This window comes from Usitatibacter rugosus (assembly GCF_013003965.1).
GTDB lineage: Bacteria > Pseudomonadota > Gammaproteobacteria > Burkholderiales > Usitatibacteraceae > Usitatibacter > Usitatibacter rugosus.
The window spans coordinates 2,275,433-2,301,156 of record NZ_CP053069.1 but is presented as its reverse complement, the minus strand read 5'-3'; the positions used below and the strand labels follow the sequence as shown (position 1 = coordinate 2,301,156).

Sequence of the window (25,724 nt, the reverse complement as noted above, 5' to 3'; positions counted from 1 at the left end):
CCGCTCAGCTACAGCGCTTTCAGGCGGTTCGCGTGAAGCCCTGTCGGATCAAGCACTTGTCAGTGTCGTCCTACAGCTACAGGGCACGGAGTCCCACGAAGGAGTTCGAAATGCACTCGATATCGACGGAGTCGGCGCCCCTCGCGCGCGGCCATTATTCGCAGGCGATCATCCATGCGGGCGTGGTGTATGTGGCGGGGCAATTGCCGCTGGTCCCGGGCCAGCCGGACGGAATGCTCGAGACCTTCGAGGCGCAGGCGCGGCAGGTGATCGCGAACGTGATCGCGGTGCTGGATGCGGCGGGAAGCGGACGCGATCTCATCCTTCGCACCACGGTGTATATCGCGGGCATCGAGCACTGGCCCGCCTTCAACGCGATCTATGCGGAGATGCTCGGCGGGCACAAGCCCGCGCGCACGGTGGTGCCCGTGCCCGAGCTCCACTATGGCTATCTCGTCGAGATGGACGCGATCGGGGCGGTCAGAGGTTCCTGAAGCGCTTCGGGATAGGCGCGGCGTCGGGAGCGGGCGCCTCACCCTCCGCTTGAGAATTTTTTGACAGCTTCGCCGTGGTTCCCTTCGCTTTCGCTCGGGTCTTGTGCTCCCCAGAGGAAGCCCCAGACACCTGGGTGACTGGGGCTTCCTCTTCCTGATTTTCACCCCAAGGACTCATCAGGGTCAGCCACATGAGCTTGTTGTACTCGTCGCCGAAGCGCCCGACGATCTCGTTGGGATCGGGTACCAGCCCCACGTCGGTGATGACGCCGAACTGGATGCGCCCGTCGTACGAGAGGATCGAGACCCCCATGCCGATGCTTCCCGACTGCGGCACCCAGAAATTCTGCTCGGTGATGCGCTCGCCCGCGAAGTAGAGCGGCGCCGCCGGTCCCGGCACGTTGGTCATCACCGCGCTCGCGTTCTGCCCCAGCAGGTGCGTGACCTGCTCCTGGATCACGCGCGGGCCGTAGCCCACCGCATTCAACAGGCCGAGGGCGAGCAGCGGCTGGTAGGAGCCCTTCAGCTCGCGCATGCGGCGGCGAAGCTCGTAGAGGCGCTCCAGCGGATGGTCCACGCCCACGGGCAGGTCGAGGAAGACGAGGCCGAAGCGGTTGCCGAGCTTGTGCCCATCTCCGCCCGGGCGGAGGTTCACCGGCACCACGGCGCGGATGTTCACGTCGTCGACGGGGTCTCCATGCTCTTCGAGGTAGTCGCGCAGCGCGCCCGCCACCATCGAGAGCAGCACGTCGTTGATCGAGCAGCCCAGCGCCTTGCCCATCACCTTCACTTCGTCGAGGGGCAGGGGATCGGCCCAGGCCACGCGCTTCCTCACGCCGAGCGCTCCCTTGAAGCGCGTCTGCGAGTCCTGACCCATGGTCGCCAGCTTCGCGATCTCGCCCGCGAAGCCGAGACCCTTGCCGAGGGCGCCTTGCAGCGTGTCGCTCGCCGCCTGCGGATTGGCGGCGAAGGCGCGGGCCTGCCCCGCGAGGTCCTTGCCGATGCGCCCCGCGTTCTCGAGCGCGCCCGCGACGGGCTTCAGGATCTGGCCCCAGAAGTCCGCGTCGGCCGTGTCGGCGGTGTCGATCTCTTCGGTCTCGGTTTCGAGGCTGGCTTCGGGCGTGCCGGCCGTGAGCGACAGCAGCACCTGCACGAGCGCGATGCCGTCCGCGTAGCAATGGTGGATGCGGATCACGAGGGCGCTGCCGCCCTGGTAGTTGTCGACGACGTGGAATTGCCAGAGCGGCTTGGCGAAATCGAGCGGCGTGGAGGCGAGGTCGCTCACGAAGGCCTCGAGCTCGGCCTTGCCTCCGCGGCCCGGCAGCCCGGTGCGGTGGACGTGGGAATCGATGTCGAAGTCCGCGTCCTCCTCCCACCAGGCGCCCGTCGCATCCTGGACGGCCTTCTGGCGGAAGCGGCGATAGGCGAGGAAGCGCGAGGCGATGATCCGCTTCACGGCTTCGAGGTCCAGCTTCGCCTCGAACATCATCACGCCCACGATCATCATGAGGTTCGTGGGGTGCTCCATCCGCAGCCAGGCGGTGTCGACGCCGGAGATGCGTTCTCTCTTGATTGTCATGTCGAGCGGGTTTCGGCTAAGTTAGGGCTGGTGATTCCGCAATTCCCCGGAGGATGGGATGTCCGATCTCAAGAAGAAATTCGAAGCCGCGTCCGCGAGCGTCCTGAAGGCCAAGAAGGACCCCGGCAACGACATGAAGCTCAAGCTCTACGCGCACTACAAGCAGGCCACCGAAGGCGACGTGAAGGGCGACAAGCCCGGCTTCACCGACTTCGTGAACCGCGCCAAGTACGAGGCCTGGGGCAAGCTGAAAGGCATGGGCCCGGATGACGCGATGACGGCCTACGTGAAGCTCGCCGATCGCGTCACCCGCGAGGACTAGCTACTTCTTCGCCTTCGCGGCCGGCTTCTTCTTCGCTTTCTTCGCCTTCTTCGCCGCGGGGCGCTTGGCCTTCTTCGCCGCGGGCTTGCCCGACATCGAGCGCACGCTCGCGGTGAGGTCGTTCACCTGGCGCATCAGCGCGTCCACGTCCTTGCCGGTGACGACCCCCAGCTTGTGGACGGCTTTCGAGACGCGGTCCTCGAAGACCTGCTCCAGCTTGTCCCACTTGCCGGCGGCCTGCGACGAGGCGCTCTCGGCCTGCGCGCGCACGTTCTTCAGCGCCTGGTCGGCGGCCGCGGCGGCCTGGCCGCGCAGCGCCTTGCCCTGGGTCACCAGCATGTCGAACATCTTCGGGCCTTCCTTGCGGGCGCGCTCGTAGGCGCCCAGCCCGGCGAGCCAGATCTTCTGGCCCGAGGCGGCGAACGTGCCGGCGAGGTCTGCGGGGCGCGAAGCGCTGCGGCGGGACGACTTCTTCTTGCGTGTGGCCATGGTGCCTCCGATGGGTGCGGTAGCGAATTCTAACGGTTACACTGCCGACGGTAGCCGCGGCACCTATAACGATACGAGGAGAAGCATGGAGAAGCCCTGGCTGAAATCGTACGCCCCCGGCGTGCCGGCCGAAATCGACGTCGGCTCGTACGGCAGCATCCGCGAGATCTTCCGCGAGAGCTGCGAGCGTTTCGCCCAGAAGCCCGCCTTCACGTGCATGGACCGCACGATCTCCTTCGCGGAGCTGGACCAGCAGTCGCGGGATTTCGCCGCCTACCTGCAGAACGTCGCCGGCCTCAAGCGCGGATCGCGAGTCGCGATCATGATGCCCAACCTGCTCCAGTACCCGGTCGCGCTCTTCGCGGTGCTGCGCGCGGGCCTGGTCGTGGTGAACTGCAACCCGCTCTACACGCCGCGCGAGCTCGAGCACCAGCTCAAGGACTCGGGCGCCGAGGCCATCGTCATCCTCGAGAACTTCGCGAAGACGCTGGAGCAAGTCGTCGCGCAGACGAGCGTGAAGACCATCGTCACCACGCAGCTCGGAGACATGCTGGGCTTTCCGAAGGGCGCGATCGTGAACTTCGTGGTGAAGCGCGTGAAGAAGATGGTGCCGGCGTGGTCGCTGCCGAATCCCATTGCCTTCAACGAAGCGCTCGCCGCGGGCCGCGGCAAGCCGCTGGACGAACCGCCGCTCACGCACGACGACATCGCCTTCCTGCAGTACACGGGGGGAACCACCGGTGTGTCCAAGGGCGCGATGCTCACGCACGGCAACATCGTCGCGAACCTGCTGCAATCCTCGGCGTGGTGGGGCGGGGACCTGCGCGAGGGCCAGGAAATCATCATCACGGCGCTGCCGCTGTATCACATCTTCGCGCTCACCGGGAATTGCCTCACGTTCATGAAGATCGGGGCGCGCAACATCCTGATCGTGAACCCGCGCGACATCCCGAAATTCGTCGAGGAGCTCGCCAAGTATCCGTTCACGTGCATCACCGGCGTGAACACGCTCTTCAACGCTCTGCTGAACGCCCCCGGATTCGACAAGCTGCAGTTCTCACAAATGCAACTGTCGCTCGGCGGCGGCATGGCCGTGCAGCGCTCGGTGGCGGAGAAATGGAAGCAGGTGACGGGCAAGCCGCTGCTGGAGGCCTACGGCCTCACCGAAACGTCCCCCGGCGCCTGCATCAACCCGATGGTCCCGGGCGCGGAGTACAACGGCTACGCGGGCCTGCCCATTTCCTCGACGATCGTCACCATCCGCGACGACGACGGGCGCGTGCTTCCATTCGGCGAAACAGGCGAGATCTGCATTGCCGGCCCGCAGGTGATGAAGGGCTATTACAACCGGCCCGATGAAACCGCGAAGGTGATGACGGAGGATGGAGCCTTCCGGACCGGCGACATCGGCTTCATGACGCCCGAGGGCTTCGTGAAGATCGTCGACCGGAAGAAGGACATGATCCTGGTGTCCGGATTCAACGTGTATCCGAACGAGGTGGAGGACGTGATCGCGATGCTGCCCGGTGTCCGCGAGGTCTGCGCGGTGGCCGCCCCCGACGAGCGCTCGGGCGAGGTGGTGCGCGTGGCCGTGGTGCGCAAGGACCCGGACCTCACCAAGCAGCAGATCCTCGACCACTGCAAGCAGAACCTCACCGGATACAAGGTTCCCAAGATCGTGGAGTTCTGGAAGGAGCTCCCGAAGACCAACGTCGGCAAGGTGCTGCGCCGCGAGGTGAAGAACGCACCGCCCCAGGCCGCATAGCCGCACGAAGCCAGGCCGTCCTTCCCGCGCAGGCGGGAACCCAGCTCAAGGAGAACACCGCATGGCGAAGCTCAACATCAATGGCAAGGTCCAGGACGTCAAGGTGGAGGACGACACGCCGCTGCTCTGGGCCCTGCGCGAGCAGGTCGGCCTCACCGGCACGAAGTACGGCTGTGGCGTCGCGGCGTGCGGCTCGTGTTCCGTGCACATCAACGGCGAGGTGCGCCGTTCGTGCGTGACGCCGGTCGGCAGCCTCAAGGCCACCGACAAGATCGTCACCATCGAGGGCCTCTCGAAGGGCGCCACGCATGCGGTGCAGAAGGCCTGGGCCGAAGTGGACGTCCCGCAGTGCGGCTACTGCCAGTCGGGCCAGATCATGGCGGCCTCGGCGCTGCTCGCGAAGAACGCGAAGCCGACCGACGCCGACATCGACGCCGCGATGACCAACATCTGCCGCTGCGGCACCTACCAGCGCATCCGCAAGGCCATCCATCGCGCCGCCGAGATCGCCTCGGCGCCGAAGGCGAAGGAAGGAGCCAAGGCATGAACGTCACCCGCCGGCAATTCCTCGTCACATCCGCCGCCGCGGGCGGTGGCCTCGCCCTCGGTCTCCATGTCCCGTTCTCCGCGGAAGCCAAGAGCGCGGCCGCGACCGAAGTGAACCTCTGGGTCGCCATTCGTCCGGACGACACGTGCGTGATCCGCATCGCCCGCGCGGAGATGGGGCAGGGCACGCTCACCGGCCTGGCCCAGCTCGTCGCCGAGGAGCTGGAGTGCGACTGGTCCAAGGTCACCACCGAAGGCGTAACCCCCGGACGCAACCTCGCCGCCAAGCGCGCGTGGGGCGAGATGGGCACGGGAGGCAGCCGCGGCATCCGCACCTCGCACGAGTACGTGCGCCAGGGCGGCGCGGCGGCGCGAATCATGTTGCTGCAGGCCGCGGCCGACGAGTGGAAGGTCCCGGTCTCCGAGCTCACGGTCGAGAACGGCGTCATCACGCACGCGGGCTCGAAGAAGAAGACCACGTACGGCAAGGTCGCCGCGAAGGCCGCGAAGCTCACGCCGCCCGACGTGAAGACCATCAAGCTGAAGGATCCCAAGTCGTGGAAGGTCGCCGGCCAGGGCCTGAACCGCCTCGACACGCGCGACAAGCTGGACGGCAGCAAGGTCTATTCGATCGACGTGAAGCTGCCCGGCATGTTGAACGCCGCGATCAAGCAATGCCCCGTCTTCGGCGGCAAGCTCGTGAGCTACGACGCGGTCGCGATCGCGGGAATGCCCGGCGTGAAGGGCGCCGTGAAGGTCGACAACGCCACCGTGGCCGTCGTGGCCGATACGTGGTGGCACGCCAAGAAGGCGCTCGACGCGCTGCCCATCACCTGGGACGAAGGTCCGAACGCGAAGGTGAACAGTGCCGGCATCGCCGCGCACCTGAAGTCGGGCATCGAAGCCGAGAAGGCCTTCGTCGGCTGGAAGGAAGGCGACGCGCCGAAGACACTGGCGGCGAGCGCCAAGCGCGTCGAAGCCATCTATGGCACGCCATTCCTCGCCCACTCCACCATGGAGCCGATGAACTGCACGGCGAAGGTCTCCGCCGAAGGCGTGGATGTGTGGGTGCCGACGCAGAACGCGGAAGCCTCGCTCGCCGCCGCGGCCGAGGCTGCGGGCGTGCCTCTCGAGAAATGCGAGATCCATCGCACCGACCTCGGGTGCGGATTCGGCCGGCGCGGCGGCAACCAGGACTACACCAAGCAAGCGGTCTCGATCGCGAAGCAGTTCCCGGGCGTGCCGATCAAGATGATCTGGAGCCGCGAGGAGGACACGACGCACGATTTCTACCGGCCCATCTCGCAGTGCAAGCTCTCGGCCGGCCTCGACGAAGCCGGAAATCTCACGGCGCTGCAGATTCGCGTGTCGGGCCAGTCCATCAACGCATGGGTCAACCCGAACTTCGATCCCGAGGGCAAGGACCAGCGCCAGCTCCAGGGCATCTGGCAGGCCGCGGGCGACGCGCAGTTCGGCTACACCGTTCCCAACCTGCAGGTGGAATACGCGATGCGCAACACGCACGTGCCCGTGGGCCCGTGGCGCGGCGTGAACACGAACCAGAACGGCGTCTACACCGAGTGCTTCATGGATGAGGTGGCGAAGGCGGCGGGCAAGGATCCACTGGAGTTCCGCCGCGCGCTGATGTCGAAGCATCCGAAGCACCTGGCCGTGCTCAATGCCGCGGCGGAGAAGGCCGGGTGGGGCACGCCGCTGCCGCCGGGAGTGCATCGCGGCATCGCGCAGTTCATGGGCTACGGCAGCTATTCCGCCGCGGTGGCGGAGGTGTCGGTGAGCCCGGCGGGCGAGCTGAAGGTCCATCGCATGGTGCTGGCGTTGAACTGCGGCCATGCGGTGAACCCGGCGCAGATCGCGGCGCAGGTGGAGGGCTCGGTCGCCTACGGCCTCAGCGCGACGCTCTACGGCGAGAACACGGTCGAGAACGGCCGCATCGTCGAGGACAACTTCCACACCTACCCGATCCTCAAGCTGGCCGAGATGCCGAAGGTGGATACGGTGATCGTCCCGACATATGACTTCTGGGGTGGCGTGGGCGAGCCGACGATCTGCGTCGTGGCGCCGGCGGTGTTGAACGCAATCCACGCGGCGACCGGGAAGCCCGTTCGCCAGCTTCCGCTGAAGAACCAGAAGCTTGTCTAAAGGACTAGGGCGAAAGGCGTCCTCCGCAGATAAACACAGATAAACGCCGATAAACCGAATCCCGGGTTTTGCCCTGCACGGTTTTATCTGCGTTTATCCGCGTTTATCTGCGGAGGACGCCTTTCGCCGTAATGAAGCCCGCCGTCAGGCGGCTTTTTCGTAGACGGGGCCGTACTCGCGCAAAGCGTCGCGAATGCGATCCACGGCCCAATCGAGATCCGCGCGCTCGACGATGAGCGGCGGCGCGAAGCGGGCCACCGTGCCGTGCGTGTCTTTCGACAGCACGCCGTGCTTGAGCAGCGTCTCGACGAAGCGGCGAGCCGAGACCTTGCGCGGATCGAGCTCGACGCCGATCAGCAGGCCCTTGCCGCGCACGTCCGTCACCACCGGGCTCTGCACCGCCTTCAATTTCTTCAGGAGGTAGTCGCCCAGCGTCGCGCTGCGTTCCGCGAGGTTTTCGTCCAGGAGCACGTTCAGCGAAGCGAGACCCACCGCGGCGCCCAGGGCGTTGCCGCCGAAGGTGCTGCCGTGGTCGCCCGGCTTGAACACGCCCATCACGTCTTCGCGCGCCAGGAACGCGGAGACGGGCATCAACCCGCCGCCCAGCGCCTTGCCGAGGATGAGGCCGTCGGGCTTCACGCCCTCGTGGTGGATCGCGAGCACCTTGCCCGTGCGGCCGAGGCCGGTCTGCACTTCGTCCACGATCAGCAGGACGTTGCGCTCGCGGCAGATGCGCTCGCATTCCTTGAGGTAGCCCTCGGGCGGCACGACGATGCCGGCCTCGCCCTGCACGGGCTCGACCAGGAACGCGGCGGTGTTGGGCGTGATGGCCGCGGCGAGAGCCGTGGCGTCGCCGAAGGGCACGTGCTTGAAGCCCTGCGTCGCGTAGGGACCGAAGTCGTCGCGATACTGCGGCTCCGAAGAGAAGCCGACGATGGTCGACGTGCGGCCGTGGAAGTTGCCGTCGCAGACGATGATCTCGGCCGTGTCGCGCGGCACCTTCTTCGAGACGTAGGCCCACTTGCGGGCGCACTTGATGGCGGTTTCCACGCCCTCGGCGCCGGTGGTCATCGGGAGCGCCCGATCCATGCCGGTCACCTCGCAGAGCTTCGCGAGGAAGGGGGGCAGCGTGTCGCTGTGGAAGGCGCGCGAGGTCACCGCGAGGCGCGCGGCTTGGTCGGTGAACGCCTTCAGGATCTTCGGGTGGCCGTAGCCGAAGCTCACCGCGGAGTACGCGGAAAGCATGTCGAGGTATTTGCGGCCTTCGTCGTCCCAGAGCCAGGGACCTTCACCGCGCGAAAGCACGATGGGCAGGGGTGCGTAGTTCGTGGCGCCGTAGCGGCGCTCCAGGGCGATTTTGTCGCTCATGACACACTTCCTTCTGCTTTCCGGGGCCGTTTTGCTACCGGTTGGACCCCGACGGCTCCTCGCCGTTTCACGCGCCGCGTTCTCAACGCAGCAGGCCTGAAAAGGAATTATACCGGGGGTATCAGGCGGCCGTAACCCCCGGATTTAACGGGCGAGTTTGCCCGCGAGGCCGGTCGCCAGGCGGGCGGCCAGGGCGTAGATCGTGAGCTGCGGATTGGCGCCCAGGCTGGTCGGGAAGAGCGAGCCGTCGTGGACCGAGACGTTGGCCATCCCATGATGCCGTCCGGCCTCGTCGACCACGCTTTCCCGGGGGTTCGAGCCCATCGCGCACCCGCCCATCACGTGCGCGCTCACGACGCGGGCGCGCAGCGACTCCATGGGCAGCGATTCGATTGCGGACTTCGTGGCGGCCCAACTCCCCAGGCGCGAGGCGCCCTCGTGCAGCGGCATCACCTCGCGCGCGCCGGCCGCGAACTGGATCTCGGCCATCGCGAGGAACGCACGGCGCGCACCCTCCCACAGGTATGGTGTCATCGCGTAGTCGAGCTCGGGAGAGCCATCAGCGCGCAGGCGAACCCGGCCGCCGCGCGAGTCCGTGTGAAAGCCATCCCGCAGCAGCGCGATCAGCACCTGCAGGTTGTTGAAGCTCGCCATCGCCTTCGCGTGCTCCATGCCAAAGCCCGGCATCGTGATGCCGGCCAGGATCGGATGGACCGGCGGCGCCTCGAGCTTGAAGCCCGCGGGCCCGGTGGCGGGATCGGCGGCGAGGAAGTGATCGGAATAGACCGACTGCGGAGCGCCCGCATGCGCTTCGACGGCGCCCGGCATGATCGCGGCCGAGACCAGCGTGGGATGCAGGAACGTGCGCATCCCCACGTTGAGATGCGGATCGGGCAGGGCGCTTCGCAGCAGGACCGCGGGCGATCCGATCGCGCCCGCCGCGAGCACGAAGTGCCGCGCGCGAAGGCGGATGCGATGCGATCCCGGCGAAGAACCCGCGCTCTCGATGCCCCGCGCCTCGGCGTACGCGATGCGCGCGCCTTCGCGAACGCGATCGCCGGGTTCGGACTGGCCCTCCGCGACCAGGCGCTCGACGCGGCAGCGATAAACCAGCGTCGCACCCTTCGCGAGCGCCGCGGGGATCGTCGTCACCAGCATCGACTGCTTCGCGTTCGTGGGGCAGCCCATGCCGCAGTACCCGATGTTCCAGCAGCCCTTCACGTTGCGGCGGATCGCGCCCGTGGGAATGCCCAGTGCCGCGCAGCCACGGCGCAGCACGTCGTTGTTCTCGTTCGGCGCCACGGGCCAGGGCGCGATCGCGAGCCTCGCCTCCATGCGCTCGAACCATGGCACGAGCTCGGCTTCGCCATATCCGCGGATCCCGCGCGCATCGCGCCAGTGGGCGAGCGTGGCCGCGGGCGTGCGGAAGCTCGACGTCCAGTTCACGGTGGTCGAGCCGCCGACCGAGCGGCCCTGCAGGATCGTGATGGACTTGTCCTTCGACTGGCGCCCGGCGCTCTCCTGGTAGAGCTGCGGATACGCCTCGCGCTCGCGCATGTGGAAGTCCGACGAGGTCTTGAGCGGGCCTTCCTCGACGAGGATCACGGTGAGGCCCGCATCCGCGAGGACCTCCGCCGTGACGCCGCCGCCCGCGCCCGTGCCGATGACGACGACATCCGCCTCGAGATCGCGGTCGGCTTCGAGCCGCGCGGCGTCGATGACCTTCCATCCGCTCGCGATTCCGGCGCGCACGGGATCCACGATCGGCACGATGCGCGCCGTGGCGAGATCGGTCATGGCGCGGCCTCGAAGCGAAACGGCGGGCCGGGATACCCGATGGCGCCCCACGACTGCGGGTTGCCGTACCACGCGGCCTGGATGAGCTGCGTGAGCGCCTGGTAGCCGGCGCGCAGCAGGTCGAAGCGGCTGGTGCGCCAGCGCGACAGGAACGCATTCACGTCCTCCACGCTCGCCTCTTGCCATGGACTCGTGAGCCCGGCCAGCGCGATGCGCGTCGGCGCGAAGTGCAGCAGGCCCAGCAGATCCGCGATCTCGCCCTGCACCGCGGGGGAAAGCCCCGAGACGGCGCGGTCGAAGGCGGCGACGACTTCTGCGATCGCAAGCCGCCGCTGCGCGGCCTCGGCCGGCAGCGCATTCGCGAGCACGGCGGGCACCAGAGCCTCGATCACGCGGGCGCGATCGGCGTCGAGCACGTGCAGCGGTGCCGGAGGGGCGGCGGAACGGTCGAGCCAGCGCGCGGCCACGAGGAGCGCGGTGCCGGCGAGGCCCACCTGGAGGAAGCGTCTGCGGGAAAGCAAGGTCAGCGGAAGAGGAATTTCGCCAGCGTCTCGAAGCGCTCGCGGTAGGGCGGGCGGAAGAGCTTGAGGCCGTTGAAGCGCGACTGGAGGAACACCGACTTCTTCACCGAGAGCGCTTCGAAGCCGTCGCGCCCGTGGTAGCGGCCCATGCCGCTCGGGCCCACGCCGCCGAAGGGCAGGTCGTCCTGCGCGAGGTGGACGATCGTCTCGTTCACGCAAGCTCCGCCGGAGACCGTTCCGGAGAGCACGCGATCGACGTCCTTCGAATCGTTCTCGAACACATAGAGGGCGAGGGGCCGGGGCCGCGCATTCACATACGCCATCGCCTCGTCGAGCGTCTTGTAGGGAACGATCGGCAGCACCGGGCCGAAGATCTCCTCTCGCATCACGCGCATCTCGTCGCGGCCGCCCAGCACGAGGTGCGGGGCGATCTTGCGCGGGGGCAGGGGCGATTCACCGGCCGGAGCGAGCGCGATCACGTTCGCGCCCTTCGCCTTCGCTTCGTCGAGGAGCGAGATCAGGCGGTCGCGCTGGCGCGCGTTCACGATCGCCGTGTAGTCCGGGTTCGATGCCACGGTCGGGTAGAGCCGTTCGACCGTGGAGCGCGCCGCGGCCACGAACGCCCCGGTGCTCTCCTCGGGCACCAGCACGTAGTCGGGTGCCACGCAGGTCTGGCCGGCATTCAGGCACTTGCCGTAGAGCACGCGGCTCGCCGCTTCCGCGATGGGAAAGCCGCGGCCCACGATGGCGGGCGACTTGCCCCCCAGCTCGAGCGTCACGGGCGTGAGGTTCTCCGCGGCGGCGCGCATCACGTGCCGTCCGATGGAGGTCGAGCCGGTGAAGATCAGGTGATCGAAGGGCAGCGCCGTGAAGGCCGCCGCGACATCGGCATCGCCATTTACGACGGCGATCTGTTCCGGGGAGAAACGGCTCGCGACCAGCTTCGCGAACAGGGCACCGGTCGCGGGTGCGGACTCGGACATCTTCACGAGCACGCGATTGCCGGCCGCGAGCGCCGAGGCCATCGGACCGACGGCGAGGTAGATCGGGTAGTTCCACGGGACCACGATGCCCACGAGGCCGAGCGGCTGGAACATGACGCGCGAGCGTCCCGGCAGGAACCACAGGTTGGTGGCGCGGCGCTCGGGCTTCATCCAGCGCTTCACGTGGCGGCGCGCATGGCGCACTGTCTCCAGCGAGGGGAAGAGCTCGAGCAGCCGCGTCTCGTGCGGCGACCGGCCGCCGAAGTCGTCCGACACGGCGTTCACCAGCGCCTCGGTGTTGTCCCGGAGCAGGCTTTCCAGCGCTTCCAGGCTCGAGCGCCGATCGTCGGCGGAAGGCAGGGGCTTCAGGGCCTGGGCGGCCTTCTGGCGCTCGAAAAGCTGGGCCAGCGGGGCCGATCCATCGTCGAGATTCAACTTGAAGTATGCCTTGTAGGTCGTTGAAATAATAAGATAAGATCAGAACTCAACCGAGGCCGAAAGTCAGGAAATCAAACGCCCGTTTGAATCGCCCGTAAGAATAACCCGAAACGTGATCGAACCGTCCCTGCCGCCGTCCCCGGAAGCCCTGAAGGCCCATCTCGTCCAGCTGCGGGCTCTCCGCGGCAAGGACGCACAGGCCGCCCCGCCGAAGCGCCTGCTCGAAGTGAAGCAATGGCAGCAGGCGCGGCTCCAGCAAACCTACGCCGACCTCGCGGCCAATCCGCGCTACGTCGAGGCGACGCAGTTCTTCCTCGAGGACCTCTACGGCCCGAAGGACTTCAGCGGCCGCGACGAGGCGATGCTCAAGATCTATCCGTCGATGGTGCGGCTGCTGCCGGCAAGCGCGGTACAGACGGCGGCCCTCGCCATCGAAGTCGACGCGCTGTCCGAAGTGCTCGATAGAGCGCTGGCCATGGCGCTGGGAACGCGGAAGCTCGACGAGGCGAGCTATGCGAAGGCCTACCGCGAAAGCTCGACGCCGGAGCTGCGCGAGCGGCAGATCGCGCGCGTGGAGGAGGCCGGCCATCGCCTCGCACAGCTCGTGAAGAAGCCCCTGGTGACGAAGACGCTCAAGCTCATGCGCGCGCCGGCACGACTGGCGGGTCTTTCCGAGCTGCAGGAGTTCCTCGAGCGGGGCTTCGAGTCGTTCGCCGCGATGGGCGAGGCCGATGCATTCCTCGCGACCGTGGGCAGCCGCGAGCGCGAAATCGCTAAGCGCCTTTTTTCTTCGGCGCCGGCGCCTTTTTCGCTTTAGGCGCGCTTTCCTTTTCCTTCGCCGCGGGCTGGGCGAAGAGCTTGTCCAGCTCCTCGTTCACGGCTCGCTCGATCGAGCCCTTCATCGCCTTCATCAGGAAACCCACCAGGGTGACGGTGAGGTCCAGGTCCTTCTCGGTGATCGCGAGGCTGCCGGTGACGCCGGGGCGCTCGAAATGCAGCGTGTCCCCGGCCCAGCGGCCCTGCAGGCCGAACTTCTTCGAGAGGTGGTCGGACATCTTCTCGGCCGCGGTGCGCGCGGCCGCGAGGCCGAGGCCGTGCTTTCGCGTGAGCTCGATGTCCGCCATGTCAGAGGTCGATCTTGAGCTTGGAGGCCTTCACGACCTTGGCCCACTTCTCGATCTCGCTGTGCACGAACTTGCCGAACTCCGCGGGCGGCATGCCGCCGGTCGTGGCGCCCTGTTGCTCCCACACGTTCTTCAGCTCCGGGGTGTTGATCGCCTTCACGATCTCCGCGTACATCTTGTCGATGATGGGCTGGGGCGTGCCCTTCACCGCCCAGACCGCGTACCACGTGGTCACCTCGAAATCCTTGAAGCCCGATTCCATCATCGTCGGCACTTCCGGGACGATGAACGAGCGCGTCGCCGTCGTGACGGCGAGCGGGCGAAGGCGGCCCGCCTTGATCGGCGCGGCGGAGGTGCTCATGCCGTCGAAGGCGAGGTCGACCTGGCCGCCGAGGAGGTCGGTCATCATCGGGCCCGCGCCCTTGTAGGGCACGTGGGTCATGTCCGTGCCGGTCTGCAGCTTGAAGAGCTCGCCCACCAGGTGGTGCGACGTGCCGTTGCCCGCGGAGCCGAAGTTGAGCTTGTTCGGATTGGCCTTCGCGTAGTCGATCAAATCCTTGAGCGTGCGGAAATTGTGCTTGGGATGGATGACGATGACGTTCGGGACGAACGCGAGCACGGTCACCGGCACGAAGTCCTTCTCGATGCCGTACTGGAGGTTGGTGTAGAGCGTCTCGCCGATGGCGTGGTGGATCGCGCCCGCGAAGAACGTGTAGCCGTCCGGAGCCGCGCGCGAAGCCGTGGTGGCGCCGAGCGTGCCGCCGGCTCCGCCCTGGTTCTCGACGACGAAGTTCATGCCCGTCTGCTGGGCGAGCTTGGCCGCGAGCGGGCGGGCGAATGCATCGACGCCGCCGCCGGGGGCGAAGGGGTTGATGATGCGAACGGGTTTTTCGGGCCAGGCGGTTTGTGCGTGTGCGGAGCCGAAAACAGCCAGGAGCGCTGCCGCGGCGATGCCGCGCAGGATCGAACGCTTCGACATCGGTACTTCCTCCTATTTCGTTATGGGTGTCACTCTAACTCAGGCTGCGCGCTTGACTCCCACGCGCTTGCCGGCCTCGGCCACGAGGTTTTCCAGGGCGGCATCCACGCCGCCTTTCTTGTGCGGCACGCCCGCGACGGCGAGGCCCATCTCCACGCCCGCCAACGTACCGGCGAGCGTGAGGTCGTTGAAATCGCCGAGGTGCCCGATGCGGAACACCTTGCTCGCGAGCTTCGAAAGCCCCGTGCCGAGCGACATGTCGAAGTGCTCGAGGGTCAGCGCGCGGAAGCGGTCGGCATCGTGGCCGGGCGGCATCATCACCGCGGTGAGGGCGGAGCTGTACTCCTCGGGCACGGCGCAGAGGATCTCGAGACCCCAGGCGCGCACAGCCCTGCGCGTGGCCTCGGCGTGCCGATCGTGGCGCGAGAAGACATTTGCGTAGCCTTCCTCTTCCAGCATCTCGATCGCGACCTCGAGGCCGTAGAGGAGGTTGGTGGCCGGCGTGGAGGGCCAGTAGCCGGTCGCGTTGGAGGCGAGGATCTCGCTCCAGTCCCAGTACGAGCGCGGCATCTTCGATTGCTTGTGCGCGGCGAGCGCTTTTTCCGAGATCGCGTTGAAGCCCAGGCCCGGCGGCAGCATCAGGCCCTTCTGCGAGCCGCCGACGGTGACGTCCACGCCCCATTCGTCGTGCTTGTAGTCGATCGAGGCGAGCGAGCTGATCGTGTCGACCATCAGCAGTGCCGGGTGCCTGGCGTTGTCGATGGCCTTGCGGGTGAGGGGGATGCGCGTCGTGACGCCCGTGGAGGTCTCGTTGTGCACGATGCACACGGCCTTGATGGCGTGGTTCTTGTCTTCGTTGAGGCGCCGCTCGATGGCGTCGTGGTCCGCGCCGCGGCGCCAGTCGCCGGGCAGCACTTCGACCTCGAGCCCGAGCTTCTTCGCGAGCTTCGACCACAGCGTGGAGAAGTGGCCCGTCTCGCTCATCAGGACCTTGTCGCCGGGATTCAGCGTATTCACCAGCGCGGCTTCCCAGGCGCCGGTGCCGGAGCCGGCATAGATGATGACCGGGTGCTTCGTCTGGAAGACGCGCTTCATGCCCTCCAGGACCGCGAAGCCGATCTTCTGGAAGTCCGGGCCGCGATGGTCGATGGTGGGGCGGTCGATCGCGCGCAACACTCGGTCGGGCACGTTGGTGGGACCGGGAATCTGGAGGAAATGGCGTCCGGCGCGGTGGGTCATGGCGAGGTCCTCGGAGGGCGGGCTTGCGGAGTCGGGCGATGTTTTGTATACAATAGTTACAGCCAAAACGACTGTCAATGCTGCGAGGCACCATTCTTCGCACCCCCAAGTATATGGTTTGCATACAAAAATGAGTGCCGTCCTGCGAGGCATCGCGCCGGTCGCCGCGGAGGCCAACGACACGCTCCAGGAAGAGACGACGCGGCGCCTCCGCGATCTCATCATCCAGGGCGAGCTGAAGGCCGGATCGCGCCTGAACGAGCGTGAGCTGACCGGCATGCTGGGCATCTCGCGCACGCCGCTGCGCGAAGCCACGCGCCGCCTCGCTTCGGAAGGCCTGGTGCAGTTGCTTCCGCACCGCGGGGCGATCGTGGCGCCCATCGACGAGGATCGCGTGCGTGACGCGCTGCAGGTGATGGGCGCGCTCGAAGGGTATGCGGGCGAGATCGCGTGCGCGCGTGCCACCGAGGCGGACCTGAACGAGATCCGCGCGCTGCACTTCGAGATGCTCGCCGACCGCGCCCGCGAGGACCACCAGTCGTACTTCGCGCGCAACCAGGCGATCCACTTCAGGATCATCGACTGCGCCGGCAACGAGGTCCTCTCGCAGACCTACCGCATGCTGAACGACCGCGTGCGGCGCGTGCGCTACCAGGCGAACGTGAATCGCGAGCGCTGGGACCAGGCGATCGCGGAGCACGAGGAGATCCTCGATGCGCTGCTCGCCCGCGATGTCCCGCGCCTGAAGCGAGAGATCGCGAATCATTTGGCCAACAAGGTCGGAGCCGTTGCCCGCGCGCTGGCGGCGCTGAAGGAAAGCGCTTGAGCGCGGCCGTTCAGCCGCTGCACTTCATGCCGCGCGGAGCCACGTCCGGGCACTCGCTCGAGGCGCGCCTGGCCCGAGAGCTGGACGGCGAGGCGCACTTCGATGCCGGCACGCGCGGCCGCTACTCCACGGACGCCTCCATCTACCAGGTGATGCCCATCGGGGTCGCCATTCCGCGAACGCGCGACGCAGCGCTCGTCGCCCTGCAGATCGCCATCGAGGCCGGCGTTCCGGTGCTCCCGCGCGGCGCGGGCACCTCGCAGTGCGGCCAGACGGTGGGCGAGGCGCTGGTGATCGACGCGTCGAAGTATCTCAACGGCATCCTGGAGGTCGACGTCGCGGGACGGCGCGCGATCGTGGAACCGGGCGTGGTGCTGGACCAGCTCAACAACCATCTTCGCCCGATGGGCCTGTGGTATCCGGTCGATGTGTCCACCGCGGCGCAGGCGACGATCGGCGGCATGACGGGCAACAACTCCTGCGGCTCGCGCTCCCTGATGTACGGCAACACGGTCGATCGCGTGACGGCGATCGACGCCTGGCTCGCGACCGGCGTCCGCGGGCGCTTCGGCGCCGAGTCGACAATCGATAATGCGGCCATCCGGGAGCTCGCCGTGAAGGCGCGGTCGTTGTGGGAACGCGAGCGAGACGAGATCGCCGAGCGTTTCCCCAAGGTCGGCCGCCGCGTCGCGGGCTACAACCTCGATCGCCTCGCACCCGCGGATTTCAACCTTGCGAAGCTGCTGGTCGGCAGCGAAGGCACGCTCGCGTGGTCGGAGCGCATCCATCTCGAATTGGCGCCGCTGCCGAAGCACAAGGCGCTCGGCGTCGCGCACTTCCCGCGCTTCCACGACGCCATGGAAGCGGCCCAGCACATCGTGAAGCTCGGGCCCTGCGCCGTGGAGCTGGTCGACCGCACGATGCTCGACCTCTCGCGCAAGATCCCGGCCTTCGAGAAGACGGTGAAGGGGTTCCTCAAGGGCGAGCCCGACGCGATCCTGCTCGTGGAGTTCGCCGGCGACACGATGGCCCCGCAGGCCGAGGGCGTGAAGCGCCTGGCGCAGCTCATGGGCGACCTCGGCTTCCCCGATTCCGTCGTGGACGTGCTGGATGCCAACGCGCAGAAGGCCGTGTGGGAAGTCCGCAAGGCGGGCCTCAACATCATGATGTCGATGAAGGGGGACGGGAAGCCCGTGTCCTTCATCGAGGACTGCGCGGTGCCCCTCGAGCACCTCGCCGAATACACGTCGAACCTGAACGACATCTTCCGCAAGCACGGCACCGAGGGCACGTTCTACGCGCACGCCTCGGTGGGCTGCCTGCATGTGCGGCCGGTGCTCAACATGAAGGGCGACGGCGCCGTACGCATGCGCGCCATCGCCGAGGAAGCCGCCGAGCTCGTGCGCCGCTACAAGGGCGCGTACTCCGGCGAGCACGGCGACGGCCTCGTGCGCTCGGAGTGGATCGCGCCGTTCTTCGGGCCCCGCCTCACCGCGTGCCTCGCCGAGATCAAGGGTTGGTTCGATCCGAAGGGACTCATGAACCCCGGCAAGATCGTGAATCCGCCCAAGCAGGATGACCGCTCGCTCTTCCGCTACAAGCCCGGCTACCGCACGGACATTCCCGCGACGGTGCTCGACTGGAGTGCGTGGGGCGGCATGGCCGGCGCCGTGGAGATGTGCAACAACAACGGCCACTGCCGCAAGTTCGACGCCGGGACGATGTGCCCGAGCTACCGCGCCACGCGAAACGAGCGCGACGTGACCCGCGGCCGCGCGAACACGCTGCGCCTCGCGGTCTCCGGCCAGCTCGGCCGCGACGGCCTCGGCGATGCCGCCGTGCGCGAAGCGATGGAGCTGTGCGTCTCGTGCAAGGGCTGCAAGCGCGAATGCCCGACGGGCGTGGACATGGCGCGCATGAAGATCGAGTTCCTCGCGCATACCAAGGCGCGCGACGGCTTCACGCTGCGCGACCGCCTCGTGGGCCACATGCCGCGCTATGCGCGCTGGGCCGCGCGGCTGGCGCCGGTGATCAACGTCGGCGCGCGCATCCCGGGCATTCCGTGGCTGTTGGAGAAGATCGCCGGCATCGACCGGCGTCGCACCGTTCCCGCCTGGTCGGGCGTCTCGTGGCTGGATCGCCACGAGCAGGGCGGCGAGGGGCGCGAAGTGGTGCTCTTCGCCGACACGTTCAACAACTGGCAGGAGCCCGGCAACCTCGCCGCGGCCGTTCGCGTGCTGAAGGCCACGGGCCATCGCGTCGTCACCGCGTCCGCCCCCGATTCGCGGCCGCTGTGTTGCGGGCGGACGTATCTTGCAACCGGGATGACGGCCGAGGCTCGCGCCGAGGCTCGCCGCACGATCGATGCGCTGGCGCCCTTCGTCGAGCGCGGCGTTCCGGTCCTGGGCCTCGAGCCTTCGTGCCTCTTCACGTTCCGCGACGAATATCCCGCGATGTTCCCCGGGGATGCGGTCGTCGAGAAGCTCGCCCGGGCCGCCAGGCTCGCCGACGAGTACCTCGCCGCGGAAATCCGCGAGGGACGTACCTCCGTGCCGTGGAAGAATCTTGGCGAGCGCGAGATCCGCGTGCACGGCCACTGCCACCAGAAAGCGTTCGGCACGTTCGACGCCACGCTCGAGCTGCTGCGCGGGCTCCCGGGCGCGAACGTGCAGGCGATCGAGTCTGGCTGCTGCGGGATGGCCGGCGCCTTCGGCTACGAGAAAGGTCACTACGAGGTGTCGATGAAGATGGCAGGACTCTCTCTGCTCCCGGCGATCCACGCCGCTCCCCAGGCTCGCATCGTCGCGGCGGGCACGAGCTGCCGCCACCAGATCGCGGCGGGTGCCGATCGCAGTGCCGTGCATCCGTTCGTGGCCCTCGCGGAGGCCCTGTGACCACGGCGACGCTCTCGGCATTGCAGTCGGCGCTCGGCTTCGAGGCGGTCGGCAACCGCGCGGGCAACGTCACGATCGGGCGGGGCACGCTCGACGGCCGCACGGTCCACGTCGCGCTGGTCGACAACCACTTGGCGAGCGGATCCATCGGCACGGTCGAAGCCAAGCGCCTCGAGGCCGTGTTGCGCATCGCGGTCGTCGAGAAGTCGCCCGTCGTGATCTATCTCGATTCCGCGGGCGCCAAGGTGTCCGAGGGATTGGCCGCACTGGGCGCCTTCCGCCGTCTCTTCCGCGCGGCGCTCGATGCCGCTGTGGCCGGCGTGCCGATGGCCGCCGTGCTCGGCAACAACTGCTACGGCGGCGCCAGCATGGTCGCCCACCTCGCGCGGCAGCGGCTCTTCGCCCATGCGACGCGCCTCTCGATGTCCGGCGCCTCGGTGATCGCGGCCGCGGCCGGCACGAGCGCGCTCGACGAGACGTTCAAGGCGATGGCCGATGCCTCGCTCTCCGCGGCGGGGCGCGCGAAGGCGAGCGCGGCCAATCGAGTGCTGGAAGCCGGAGAGGACATCACGCCGTGGCTGCGCGAAGCGCTGGCGCCCGCGGGCAAGACCCTCGAGAGCTTCCACATGCGCCACGAAGCCCTGGCCGCGCGCGTTCCGAAGATCACCGAGCCGCAGGGCGAGGGCGTGCAGCGGAAGGAGCTGGAGCGCATGTTCCCGCAGGGCTACGAGGCGCAGGAGAGCGAAGGGCTGGTGACCGGCATCGGGCGACGCGAGGGACGGACCGAAGCGCTGCTGGGCCTGATGAGCCGCAGGCCCGTCGGCGCCGAGCGCGCGTGGCGCTTCGCACAGCACGCGTGGAAGCTCGCGGAAAAGCGCGTGCCGTACGTCCATGTGCTGCTCGACTGCGAATCGCACGCGGCGCGCCTCGACGACGAACGGCTGGTGCTCTCGGAGTTCATCGTCGGCATGAGCCTCGCGCTGACCGCGTTGCGTCTCTCCGGAGCACACATCGAGATGACGATCGTCGATCGCGCGGGCGGCGGCGTGTACGTGGCGCTCGCCGCGCCGGCGACACACGTAGGTGTCGTCTACGGTGCGCACGTCCAGGTGCTGCCGGGCGCCGCGATCGCGGCGATCCTCGGCGACGCGACGCAGGAGCCCGACAACCTGGCCCTCGCCGCCGAGGCGGTGCAGACAGGCGTGGCCGACGCGCAGGTGAAGCTGGGCATCATTGAAACGCTCTGAATGGACGCCAACCTCTATTCGCTGTTCGAGTCGCGCTTTCCGAAGGATCGAGGAGCGCCGCTGCTGATTCTCGAGGAGGGGCGCCGCGTGAGCTACGCCGAAGCCGAAGCCACGAGCGCCCGCTATGCCGCGTTCCTCACGGGGCTCGGCCTCGTTCCGGGAGACCGCGTGGCGGTGCAGACCGAGAAGTCCGCCGAGGCGCTGCTTCTGTATCTCGCGTGCCTGCGCGCCGGGTTCGTCTACCTGCCGCTCAACACCGCGTACCAGGAAGGCGAGGTCGGCTATTTCCTCGGCAACGCACAGCCCCGGGCCGTGATCTCGCAGCCGCGCTCGCTCGGCTCCACGCAGGCGCTGTGCGCGCAGCACGACATCCGCAACCTCTTCGTGCTGGACGAGGACGGCGGCGGCAGCTTCACGGCCGCGGCCCGCTCGGCCCCCGAAACGTTCAAGACCGTGGAACGCAAGCCCGACGACCTGGCCGCGATCCTCTACACCTCGGGGACGACGGGCCGCTCGAAGGGCGCGATGATCTCGCACCGCAACCTCGCCTCCAACGCGGACGTGCTGCACCGCTACTGGGGGTTCGGGCCGACGGATGTGCTGGTGCACATGCTGCCGCTCTTCCACGTGCACGGGCTCTTCGTCGCCTGCCATTGCGTGCTGATGAACGGCACGGCGATGCGCTTCCACTCGAAGTTCGACGCGGCGCGCGCACTCGCGGACTTCAAGGAGTCCACCGTCTTCATGGGCGTGCCGACCTTCTATACCCGGCTGCTTGCCGAGGGCGGCCTGGATCGCGACGCCTGCTCGAACATGCGCCTCTTCATTTCGGGTTCTGCGCCACTGCTCGCCGAGACGCACGCCGAGTTCGAGCGCCGCACCGGCCAGCGCATCCTCGAGCGCTACGGCATGACCGAGACCGGGATGCTCACCTCGAACCCGCTCGAGGGCGAGCGCCGCGCCGGCACCGTGGGTTTTCCGCTTCCGGGCACCGAGGTGCGAGTCGTCGACGACACGGGCCACGGGTGCAAGCCCGGCGACATCGGACACATCCAGGTGCGCGGCCCCAACGTGCTCTCGGGCTACTGGCGCCTGCCGGAGAAGAACAAGGAGGAGTTCACGGCGGACGGCTACTTCAAGACCGGCGACGTCGGCACGTTCTCGAAGGACGGCTACCTCTCGATCGTCGGGCGCTCGAAGGACCTCATCATCACCGGCGGCTACAACGTGTATCCGAAGGAGGTGGAGCTCGCGCTCGATGAATTGCCGGGCGTGCAGGAATCCGCGGTCGTGGGCGTGCCGCATCCGGACTTCGGCGAGGCGGTCACGGCCGTTGTCGTCGCGAAGCCGGGAGCGAAGCCCGTCGAGTCGGAGCTGATCGGTGCGCTCAAGCAGCGCCTCGCGAACTTCAAGGTTCCGAAGCGGGTCCACGTGGTGGACGAGCTGCCGCGCAACACCATGGGCAAGGTGCAGAAGAACGTGCTGCGCGATCGCTATTCGGGAGAGTGAGAGATGGCCGAAGCCGGTTCCCTGATCCGCCGCCTCGTGGCTTCCGTCACCGGGGCCACGCTGGACATGACGCGCTCGAAGGACGCGCGTCGCGCCGATCGCCTGGCCCGCGTGCTGCGAACGCTCATCTCCGAGAAGGGCGAGGCCACGGGCGCCGCGCTCGCCCGCCGTTCGCTCACCATGTACGCGCACCTCGGAGCCGAAGGCCGCCGACGCTTCTTCGAGATCCTCGCGCGTGACTTCTCGCCGGACCGGCAGACGGTGCTGGAGGCGGCGCAGGCGTGGCACCGCGACCCGTCGCCCGCGAACCACGCGGCGCTGCAGCGCTTCGTCGAGCCGCCGCGCCAGGAAGTCTTCCGCCGCATGAACATGGCGCCGGGCGGCACGGCCGCGCTCGTGGGCCTGCGCAACGCGCTGCTCGACGAGCTGAAGGCGAACCCGCACCTCGCCGTCGTGGACCAGGACTTGACGCACCTGCTCGGCTCCTGGTTCAACCGCGGCTTCCTCGAGCTTCGCCGCATCGACTGGCGCACGCCCGCCGTCACGCTCGAGAAGCTCATCGCCTACGAGGCGGTGCACCAGATCCACGGCTTCCCGGACTTGAAGCGCCGGCTGGAGAACGACCGGCGCTGCTTCGGCTTCTTCCATCCCGCGCTGGCCGACGAACCGCTCATCTTCGTGGAGGTGGCGTTCGTCGATGAGTTGCCCGCCGCAGTGGGCCCGATCCTCGCGCCCGAGAGCACGGTGGGCGATCCGCGCCGAGCGAAATGCGCGGTGTTCTACTCGATCACGAGCTGCCAGTCGGGGCTGCGCGGCATCTCGTTCGGCAACTTCCTCATCAAGCAGGTGGCCGCGGACCTGCACGCGGAGCTTCCGAACCTCAAGATCTTCGCCACACTCTCGCCGATCCCGGGCTTCCGCAAATGGCTGCAACGTCGCGGCGTCAAGGATGCGGCCCTGCGCAGCGTGGTGGACTCCGGCACGCTTCCGCCCGAGGAGCTGCGCGCGCCGCTCGAATCGCTTGCGTCGCACTACCTGGCGCGCGAATGGGAAGGCACGCAGGCGCTCGATCCCGTGGCGCGCTTCCACCTCGGCAACGGTGCCCGGCTGGAGCGCGTGAACTGGCTCGCCGACGTGACGCCCAAGGGCCTCGCGCAATCCTTCGGGCTGATGGTGAACTACGTCTACGACCTGGGCGACGTCGAGCGCAACCACGAGGACTACGTGAAGCGCCACCGCGTGGTGTCCTCTTCCACGGTGGACCGCGCGGCCTCCGAGGCCGGAAAGCTCCTCACTTGATTTGCGGGGCGATCGGCGTCACATTGACTGCATGATCGTCTACGCGCTCGCCTGCAACGCCGGCCATGCTTTCGAAGGCTGGTACGCCTCCCCCGAAGCATTCGACAAGCTGAGCACCGCCGGGCACCTCGAGTGCCCGTCGTGCGGCACGAAGCGCGTCGAAAAGCGGCCTTCCGCGCCGTACGTGCACACCCAGGGCGCGGCGCCTGCGCCCGCAGCGCAGCAACCCACCGATCGCGACAAGGCCATCGGCGAGATGCGCGCCTTCCTGCTGGCCAATACCGAGGATGTCGGCCGCAAGTTCGCCGAGATCGCGCGGCGCATCCACTACGGCGAAGAGGCGCATCGCGGCATTCGCGGCCGCGTCACGCCGGAGGAAGCCACGGAGCTTCAGGAAGAGGGCGTGAACGCGGTGTCCATTTCAGCGGAAGTGGGGCTGGATGAGATTCCGCACTGAGGCGCTGGCTCTCGTTCGACAAACTCCCGGAGGCTGGACCATGCCGTTTCAACCGCTCGCGTTCGCCGCGCGCCTGCTGCTTGCGCTGTCCCTCATTCCCGCCGCGTTCGCCGCCACGCCGGCCCCGGCCGTCAAGGCACCTCAAGTCGACAACCCGGCGCGCGTGCTCTTCGTCGGCAACAGCTACTTCTACTACGGCGACAGCCTGCACAACCACGTGCAACGCCTGGTGACGGCGGCCGATCCCGCGCTCGAGGGGAAGTTGAGCTACAAGTCCGCCACGATCGGCGGTGCGGAGCTCGCGCACCACGACATCGACTACCTCACCAAGCCGGGGCGCATCGGCGTGAAGGAGCCCTTCCAGCTCGTGATCCTGCAGGGCGGCAGTGGAGAGCCGCTCTCGGACGTGCGCCGTGCGAAGTTCCGCGAGACCGCGATCGAGTTCGACAAGGTGATCAAGGCTCGCGGCGGCAAGACCGCGCTCTACATGTCGCAGGTCTACGTGAAGCCGCACAAGGAAGTGAAGCCGGACAACCTCGACAAGACAGCGAGCCTCTACACGTCGGTGGGCAATGAGATCGGCGCGCTCGTGATCCCCGTCGGCCTCGCCTTCGAGGAGGCCTACAAGCGCCGCCCCGGCATCCAGCTCCACAAGGATTTCGACGGCTCGCATCCCGAGCTCATCGGCACCTACCTCGCGGCGTGCACGGTCTATGCGAGCGTCTACGGCAAGTCGCCCGTGGGCAACAAGTACGACTACTACGGGAAGATCGACAAGGAAATGGCGGCGTTCCTGCAGCAGGTGGCCGCGGACACGGTGAAGAAGTTCTACGAGAAATGAGCGCGCGCGCGATCGCGAGCCATTTCGCGTGACGCGCTAGGCCGCGATCCCGAGCCAGCGCCAGTCGCTGGTCCGCAACGCGCGAACGATGCCGGAGCGGATCTCACGCGCCGCATCGAAATCCTCGCGCGGCTCACTGCGTGACAGCGCGTCCTCGTAGCTTCCCGCGCCGCAAGTCCCGCCGAATGCGCACTGGCCGAGCGTGAGGCGCGAGTCGGCTCCGCACGCATAGCCGAGGTCGCACGCGGCGAGCTCCCACGCGATGACGGCCACGCGCGCGGGCACCCGAGTCTCGCCCAACACGACTTCCGTCTCGCCACGCACCAGGAAGGCGCCCACGTCGCGCACCACGCCCGGATCCAGGTGTGCCAGCAGCGCAGGAATTTCGGCGAGCGCTTCTTCCTTCGGAGCGGTGACGTCCCGCATCAACAGCATTCGCGCACGAGCCCGCGCCTCGCCGCCGTCGGCCGCATGGCGCAGGAGCGCGAGCACCTCGTTGGGATCGATGCGCTGCGCCTCGAAGCCCCGGCACGGTGCGGCGAGCGACTCGCCGGCGGCCATCGCGGCCCACGAGCGCTGCGCGGCGACCGCGACAAAAGGATCGGCAGGAGCGAGCGCAAGCGATACGGCGTAGCACTCCTCGAGCGCCTGCGACACCTCGTAGGCGACGGCGGTCTCGGAGAGCCAGGCACGGCGCACCTCGACGAAGCCGCGGAAGTCGCGGGGCGACGGAGATGCCGCGGGAACGAGCGGCCGCTTGGAAAGGATTTCGTGGGGAACGGGCCCGGTGACGGACACAGGAGCCGGGGCCTGCAAGCCGAGCGGAGCGGCGAGCAGGAATGCGATC

The 25,724-nt window shown here is 67.8% G+C and carries 23 protein-coding genes; 13 read left to right on the top strand and 10 right to left on the bottom strand.

Annotation, left to right across the window (positions count from 1 at the left end; translation table 11 throughout):
- The first annotated feature begins 110 nt into the window (after window positions 1-110).
- Window positions 111-494 (top strand): RidA family protein, encoded by a 384-nt coding sequence (locus DSM104443_RS10970; protein ID WP_171092153.1) that lies wholly within the window; start codon window positions 111-113, stop codon window positions 492-494.
- Here the strand turns inward: DSM104443_RS10970 and DSM104443_RS10965 are convergent.
- Window positions 481-2,073 carry a WS/DGAT/MGAT family O-acyltransferase gene (locus DSM104443_RS10965; protein WP_171092151.1) on the bottom strand — a complete coding sequence of 531 codons (1,593 nt, stop codon included), beginning with the start codon at window positions 2,071-2,073 and terminating at the stop codon, window positions 481-483. The two genes, DSM104443_RS10970 and DSM104443_RS10965, sit on opposite strands and share 14 nt — an antisense overlap.
- A 58-nt stretch (window positions 2,074-2,131) precedes the next feature.
- On the opposite strand from DSM104443_RS10965, the gene DSM104443_RS10960 reads away from it, so the two are divergent.
- A complete protein-coding gene (locus DSM104443_RS10960; RefSeq protein WP_171092149.1) occupies window positions 2,132-2,395 on the top strand; it encodes an acyl-CoA-binding protein in 264 nt (87 codons plus the stop codon).
- Here DSM104443_RS10960 and DSM104443_RS10955 read toward each other — a convergent pair whose 3' ends face one another.
- A complete protein-coding gene (locus tag DSM104443_RS10955; RefSeq protein WP_171092147.1) occupies window positions 2,396-2,884 on the bottom strand; it encodes a phasin family protein in 489 nt (162 codons plus the stop codon).
- Window positions 2,885-2,969: 85 nt separating this feature from the next.
- On the opposite strand from DSM104443_RS10955, the gene DSM104443_RS10950 reads away from it, so the two are divergent.
- The 3 genes from DSM104443_RS10950 to DSM104443_RS10940 all read left to right on the top strand — a co-directional run bounded on the left by DSM104443_RS10950 (window position 2,970) and on the right by DSM104443_RS10940 (window position 7,355).
- Window positions 2,970-4,649, top strand: a complete 1,680-nt coding sequence (locus DSM104443_RS10950) for a long-chain-fatty-acid--CoA ligase (protein WP_171092145.1) — start codon at window positions 2,970-2,972, stop codon at window positions 4,647-4,649.
- A gap of 61 nt (window positions 4,650-4,710) precedes the next feature.
- Window positions 4,711-5,196, top strand: a complete 486-nt coding sequence (locus DSM104443_RS10945) for a (2Fe-2S)-binding protein (protein ID WP_171092143.1) — start codon at window positions 4,711-4,713, stop codon at window positions 5,194-5,196.
- Window positions 5,193-7,355, top strand: a complete 2,163-nt coding sequence (locus DSM104443_RS10940) for a xanthine dehydrogenase family protein molybdopterin-binding subunit (protein WP_171092141.1) — start codon at window positions 5,193-5,195, stop codon at window positions 7,353-7,355. The genes DSM104443_RS10945 and DSM104443_RS10940 overlap by 4 nt, the downstream gene beginning before the upstream one ends.
- Before the next feature lie 144 nt (window positions 7,356-7,499).
- On the opposite strand, the gene rocD is transcribed toward DSM104443_RS10940, so the two are convergent.
- The 4 genes from rocD to DSM104443_RS10920 form a co-directional block, all read right to left on the bottom strand.
- A complete protein-coding gene (gene rocD, locus DSM104443_RS10935; protein WP_171092139.1) occupies window positions 7,500-8,723 on the bottom strand; it encodes an ornithine--oxo-acid transaminase in 1,224 nt (407 codons plus the stop codon).
- Between the two features lie 144 nt (window positions 8,724-8,867).
- A complete protein-coding gene (locus DSM104443_RS10930) occupies window positions 8,868-10,520 on the bottom strand; it encodes a GMC family oxidoreductase (RefSeq protein ID WP_171092137.1) in 1,653 nt (550 codons plus the stop codon).
- Window positions 10,517-11,041, bottom strand: coding sequence for a hypothetical protein (locus DSM104443_RS10925; protein WP_171092135.1), 525 nt, complete (start codon window positions 11,039-11,041; stop codon window positions 10,517-10,519). Before DSM104443_RS10925 ends, DSM104443_RS10930 begins: the two co-directional genes overlap by 4 nt.
- A 2-nt stretch (window positions 11,042-11,043) precedes the next feature.
- Entirely contained in the window at window positions 11,044-12,459 is a 1,416-nt protein-coding gene (locus DSM104443_RS10920) for a coniferyl aldehyde dehydrogenase (protein WP_171092133.1), read from the bottom strand.
- Between the two features lie 115 nt (window positions 12,460-12,574).
- On the opposite strand from DSM104443_RS10920, the gene DSM104443_RS10915 reads away from it, so the two are divergent.
- Window positions 12,575-13,279 carry a DUF8198 family protein gene (locus DSM104443_RS10915; RefSeq protein ID WP_171092131.1) on the top strand — a complete coding sequence of 235 codons (705 nt, stop codon included), beginning with the start codon at window positions 12,575-12,577 and terminating at the stop codon, window positions 13,277-13,279.
- Here DSM104443_RS10915 and DSM104443_RS10910 read toward each other — a convergent pair.
- Genes DSM104443_RS10910 through DSM104443_RS10900 form a run of 3 tightly spaced genes read right to left on the bottom strand, consistent with a single transcriptional unit; the run spans window position 13,236 to window position 15,804 of the window.
- Window positions 13,236-13,586, bottom strand: a complete 351-nt coding sequence (locus DSM104443_RS10910; protein ID WP_171092129.1) for a polyhydroxyalkanoic acid system family protein — start codon at window positions 13,584-13,586, stop codon at window positions 13,236-13,238. The genes DSM104443_RS10915 and DSM104443_RS10910 overlap by 44 nt on opposite strands.
- Before the next feature lies 1 nt (window position 13,587).
- A complete protein-coding gene (locus DSM104443_RS10905; RefSeq protein ID WP_171092127.1) occupies window positions 13,588-14,565 on the bottom strand; it encodes a Bug family tripartite tricarboxylate transporter substrate binding protein in 978 nt (325 codons plus the stop codon).
- Window positions 14,566-14,604: 39 nt separating this feature from the next.
- Window positions 14,605-15,804, bottom strand: coding sequence for a pyridoxal-phosphate-dependent aminotransferase family protein (locus DSM104443_RS10900; RefSeq protein WP_171092125.1), 1,200 nt, complete (start codon window positions 15,802-15,804; stop codon window positions 14,605-14,607).
- Between the two features lie 130 nt (window positions 15,805-15,934).
- Between DSM104443_RS10900 and DSM104443_RS10895 the strand changes: the two genes are divergently transcribed.
- From DSM104443_RS10895 to DSM104443_RS10865, 7 genes are read left to right on the top strand one after another with little or no spacing between them, the layout of a single operon-like run.
- Window positions 15,935-16,630 carry a GntR family transcriptional regulator gene (locus tag DSM104443_RS10895; protein WP_171092123.1) on the top strand — a complete coding sequence of 232 codons (696 nt, stop codon included), beginning with the start codon at window positions 15,935-15,937 and terminating at the stop codon, window positions 16,628-16,630.
- Window positions 16,627-19,524, top strand: a complete 2,898-nt coding sequence (locus tag DSM104443_RS10890) for an FAD-binding and (Fe-S)-binding domain-containing protein (RefSeq protein ID WP_212756611.1) — start codon at window positions 16,627-16,629, stop codon at window positions 19,522-19,524. Before DSM104443_RS10895 ends, DSM104443_RS10890 begins: the two co-directional genes overlap by 4 nt.
- Window positions 19,521-20,771: a carboxyl transferase domain-containing protein gene (locus DSM104443_RS10885; protein WP_171092121.1), complete on the top strand. Its 1,251-nt coding sequence runs from the start codon at window positions 19,521-19,523 to the stop codon at window positions 20,769-20,771. Before DSM104443_RS10890 ends, DSM104443_RS10885 begins: the two co-directional genes overlap by 4 nt.
- Window positions 20,772-22,280: a malonate--CoA ligase gene (locus tag DSM104443_RS10880; RefSeq protein WP_171092119.1), complete on the top strand. Its 1,509-nt coding sequence runs from the start codon at window positions 20,772-20,774 to the stop codon at window positions 22,278-22,280.
- A 3-nt stretch (window positions 22,281-22,283) separates the two neighbouring features.
- Window positions 22,284-23,579 (top strand): malonyl-CoA decarboxylase, encoded by a 1,296-nt coding sequence (locus tag DSM104443_RS10875; protein WP_171092116.1) that lies wholly within the window; start codon window positions 22,284-22,286, stop codon window positions 23,577-23,579.
- A 31-nt stretch (window positions 23,580-23,610) separates the two neighbouring features.
- A complete protein-coding gene (locus DSM104443_RS10870; RefSeq protein ID WP_171092114.1) occupies window positions 23,611-24,036 on the top strand; it encodes a DUF1178 family protein in 426 nt (141 codons plus the stop codon).
- Between the two features lie 40 nt (window positions 24,037-24,076).
- Window positions 24,077-24,877, top strand: coding sequence for an SGNH/GDSL hydrolase family protein (locus DSM104443_RS10865; protein WP_171092112.1), 801 nt, complete (start codon window positions 24,077-24,079; stop codon window positions 24,875-24,877).
- A gap of 36 nt (window positions 24,878-24,913) precedes the next feature.
- Here DSM104443_RS10865 and DSM104443_RS10860 read toward each other — a convergent pair whose 3' ends face one another.
- A complete protein-coding gene (locus DSM104443_RS10860) occupies window positions 24,914-25,675 on the bottom strand; it encodes a hypothetical protein (RefSeq protein ID WP_171092110.1) in 762 nt (253 codons plus the stop codon).
- Window positions 25,676-25,724: the final 49 nt, after the last annotated feature.

What these genes read in the sequence shown, in the direction of transcription:
- DSM104443_RS10880 (WP_171092119.1), top strand. Translation starts at nt 20,772, where the DNA reads ATGGACGCCAACCTCTATTCGCTGTTCGAGTCGCGCTTTCCGAAGGAT.
- DSM104443_RS10875 (WP_171092116.1), top strand. Translation starts at nt 22,284, where the DNA reads ATGGCCGAAGCCGGTTCCCTGATCCGCCGCCTCGTGGCTTCCGTCACC.
- DSM104443_RS10940 (WP_171092141.1), top strand. Translation starts at nt 5,193, where the DNA reads ATGAACGTCACCCGCCGGCAATTCCTCGTCACATCCGCCGCCGCGGGC.
- DSM104443_RS10955 (WP_171092147.1), bottom strand. Translation starts at nt 2,884, where the DNA reads ATGGCCACACGCAAGAAGAAGTCGTCCCGCCGCAGCGCTTCGCGCCCC.
- DSM104443_RS10945 (WP_171092143.1), top strand. Translation starts at nt 4,711, where the DNA reads ATGGCGAAGCTCAACATCAATGGCAAGGTCCAGGACGTCAAGGTGGAG.
- rocD (WP_171092139.1), bottom strand. Translation starts at nt 8,723, where the DNA reads ATGAGCGACAAAATCGCCCTGGAGCGCCGCTACGGCGCCACGAACTAC.
- DSM104443_RS10970 (WP_171092153.1), top strand. Translation starts at nt 111, where the DNA reads ATGCACTCGATATCGACGGAGTCGGCGCCCCTCGCGCGCGGCCATTAT.
- DSM104443_RS10905 (WP_171092127.1), bottom strand. Translation starts at nt 14,565, where the DNA reads ATGTCGAAGCGTTCGATCCTGCGCGGCATCGCCGCGGCAGCGCTCCTG.
- DSM104443_RS10910 (WP_171092129.1), bottom strand. Translation starts at nt 13,586, where the DNA reads ATGGCGGACATCGAGCTCACGCGAAAGCACGGCCTCGGCCTCGCGGCC.
- DSM104443_RS10865 (WP_171092112.1), top strand. Translation starts at nt 24,077, where the DNA reads ATGCCGTTTCAACCGCTCGCGTTCGCCGCGCGCCTGCTGCTTGCGCTG.
- DSM104443_RS10870 (WP_171092114.1), top strand. Translation starts at nt 23,611, where the DNA reads ATGATCGTCTACGCGCTCGCCTGCAACGCCGGCCATGCTTTCGAAGGC.
- DSM104443_RS10960 (WP_171092149.1), top strand. Translation starts at nt 2,132, where the DNA reads ATGTCCGATCTCAAGAAGAAATTCGAAGCCGCGTCCGCGAGCGTCCTG.
- DSM104443_RS10895 (WP_171092123.1), top strand. Translation starts at nt 15,935, where the DNA reads ATGAGTGCCGTCCTGCGAGGCATCGCGCCGGTCGCCGCGGAGGCCAAC.
- DSM104443_RS10900 (WP_171092125.1), bottom strand. Translation starts at nt 15,804, where the DNA reads ATGACCCACCGCGCCGGACGCCATTTCCTCCAGATTCCCGGTCCCACC.
- DSM104443_RS10965 (WP_171092151.1), bottom strand. Translation starts at nt 2,073, where the DNA reads ATGACAATCAAGAGAGAACGCATCTCCGGCGTCGACACCGCCTGGCTG.
- DSM104443_RS10930 (WP_171092137.1), bottom strand. Translation starts at nt 10,520, where the DNA reads ATGACCGATCTCGCCACGGCGCGCATCGTGCCGATCGTGGATCCCGTG.
- DSM104443_RS10950 (WP_171092145.1), top strand. Translation starts at nt 2,970, where the DNA reads ATGGAGAAGCCCTGGCTGAAATCGTACGCCCCCGGCGTGCCGGCCGAA.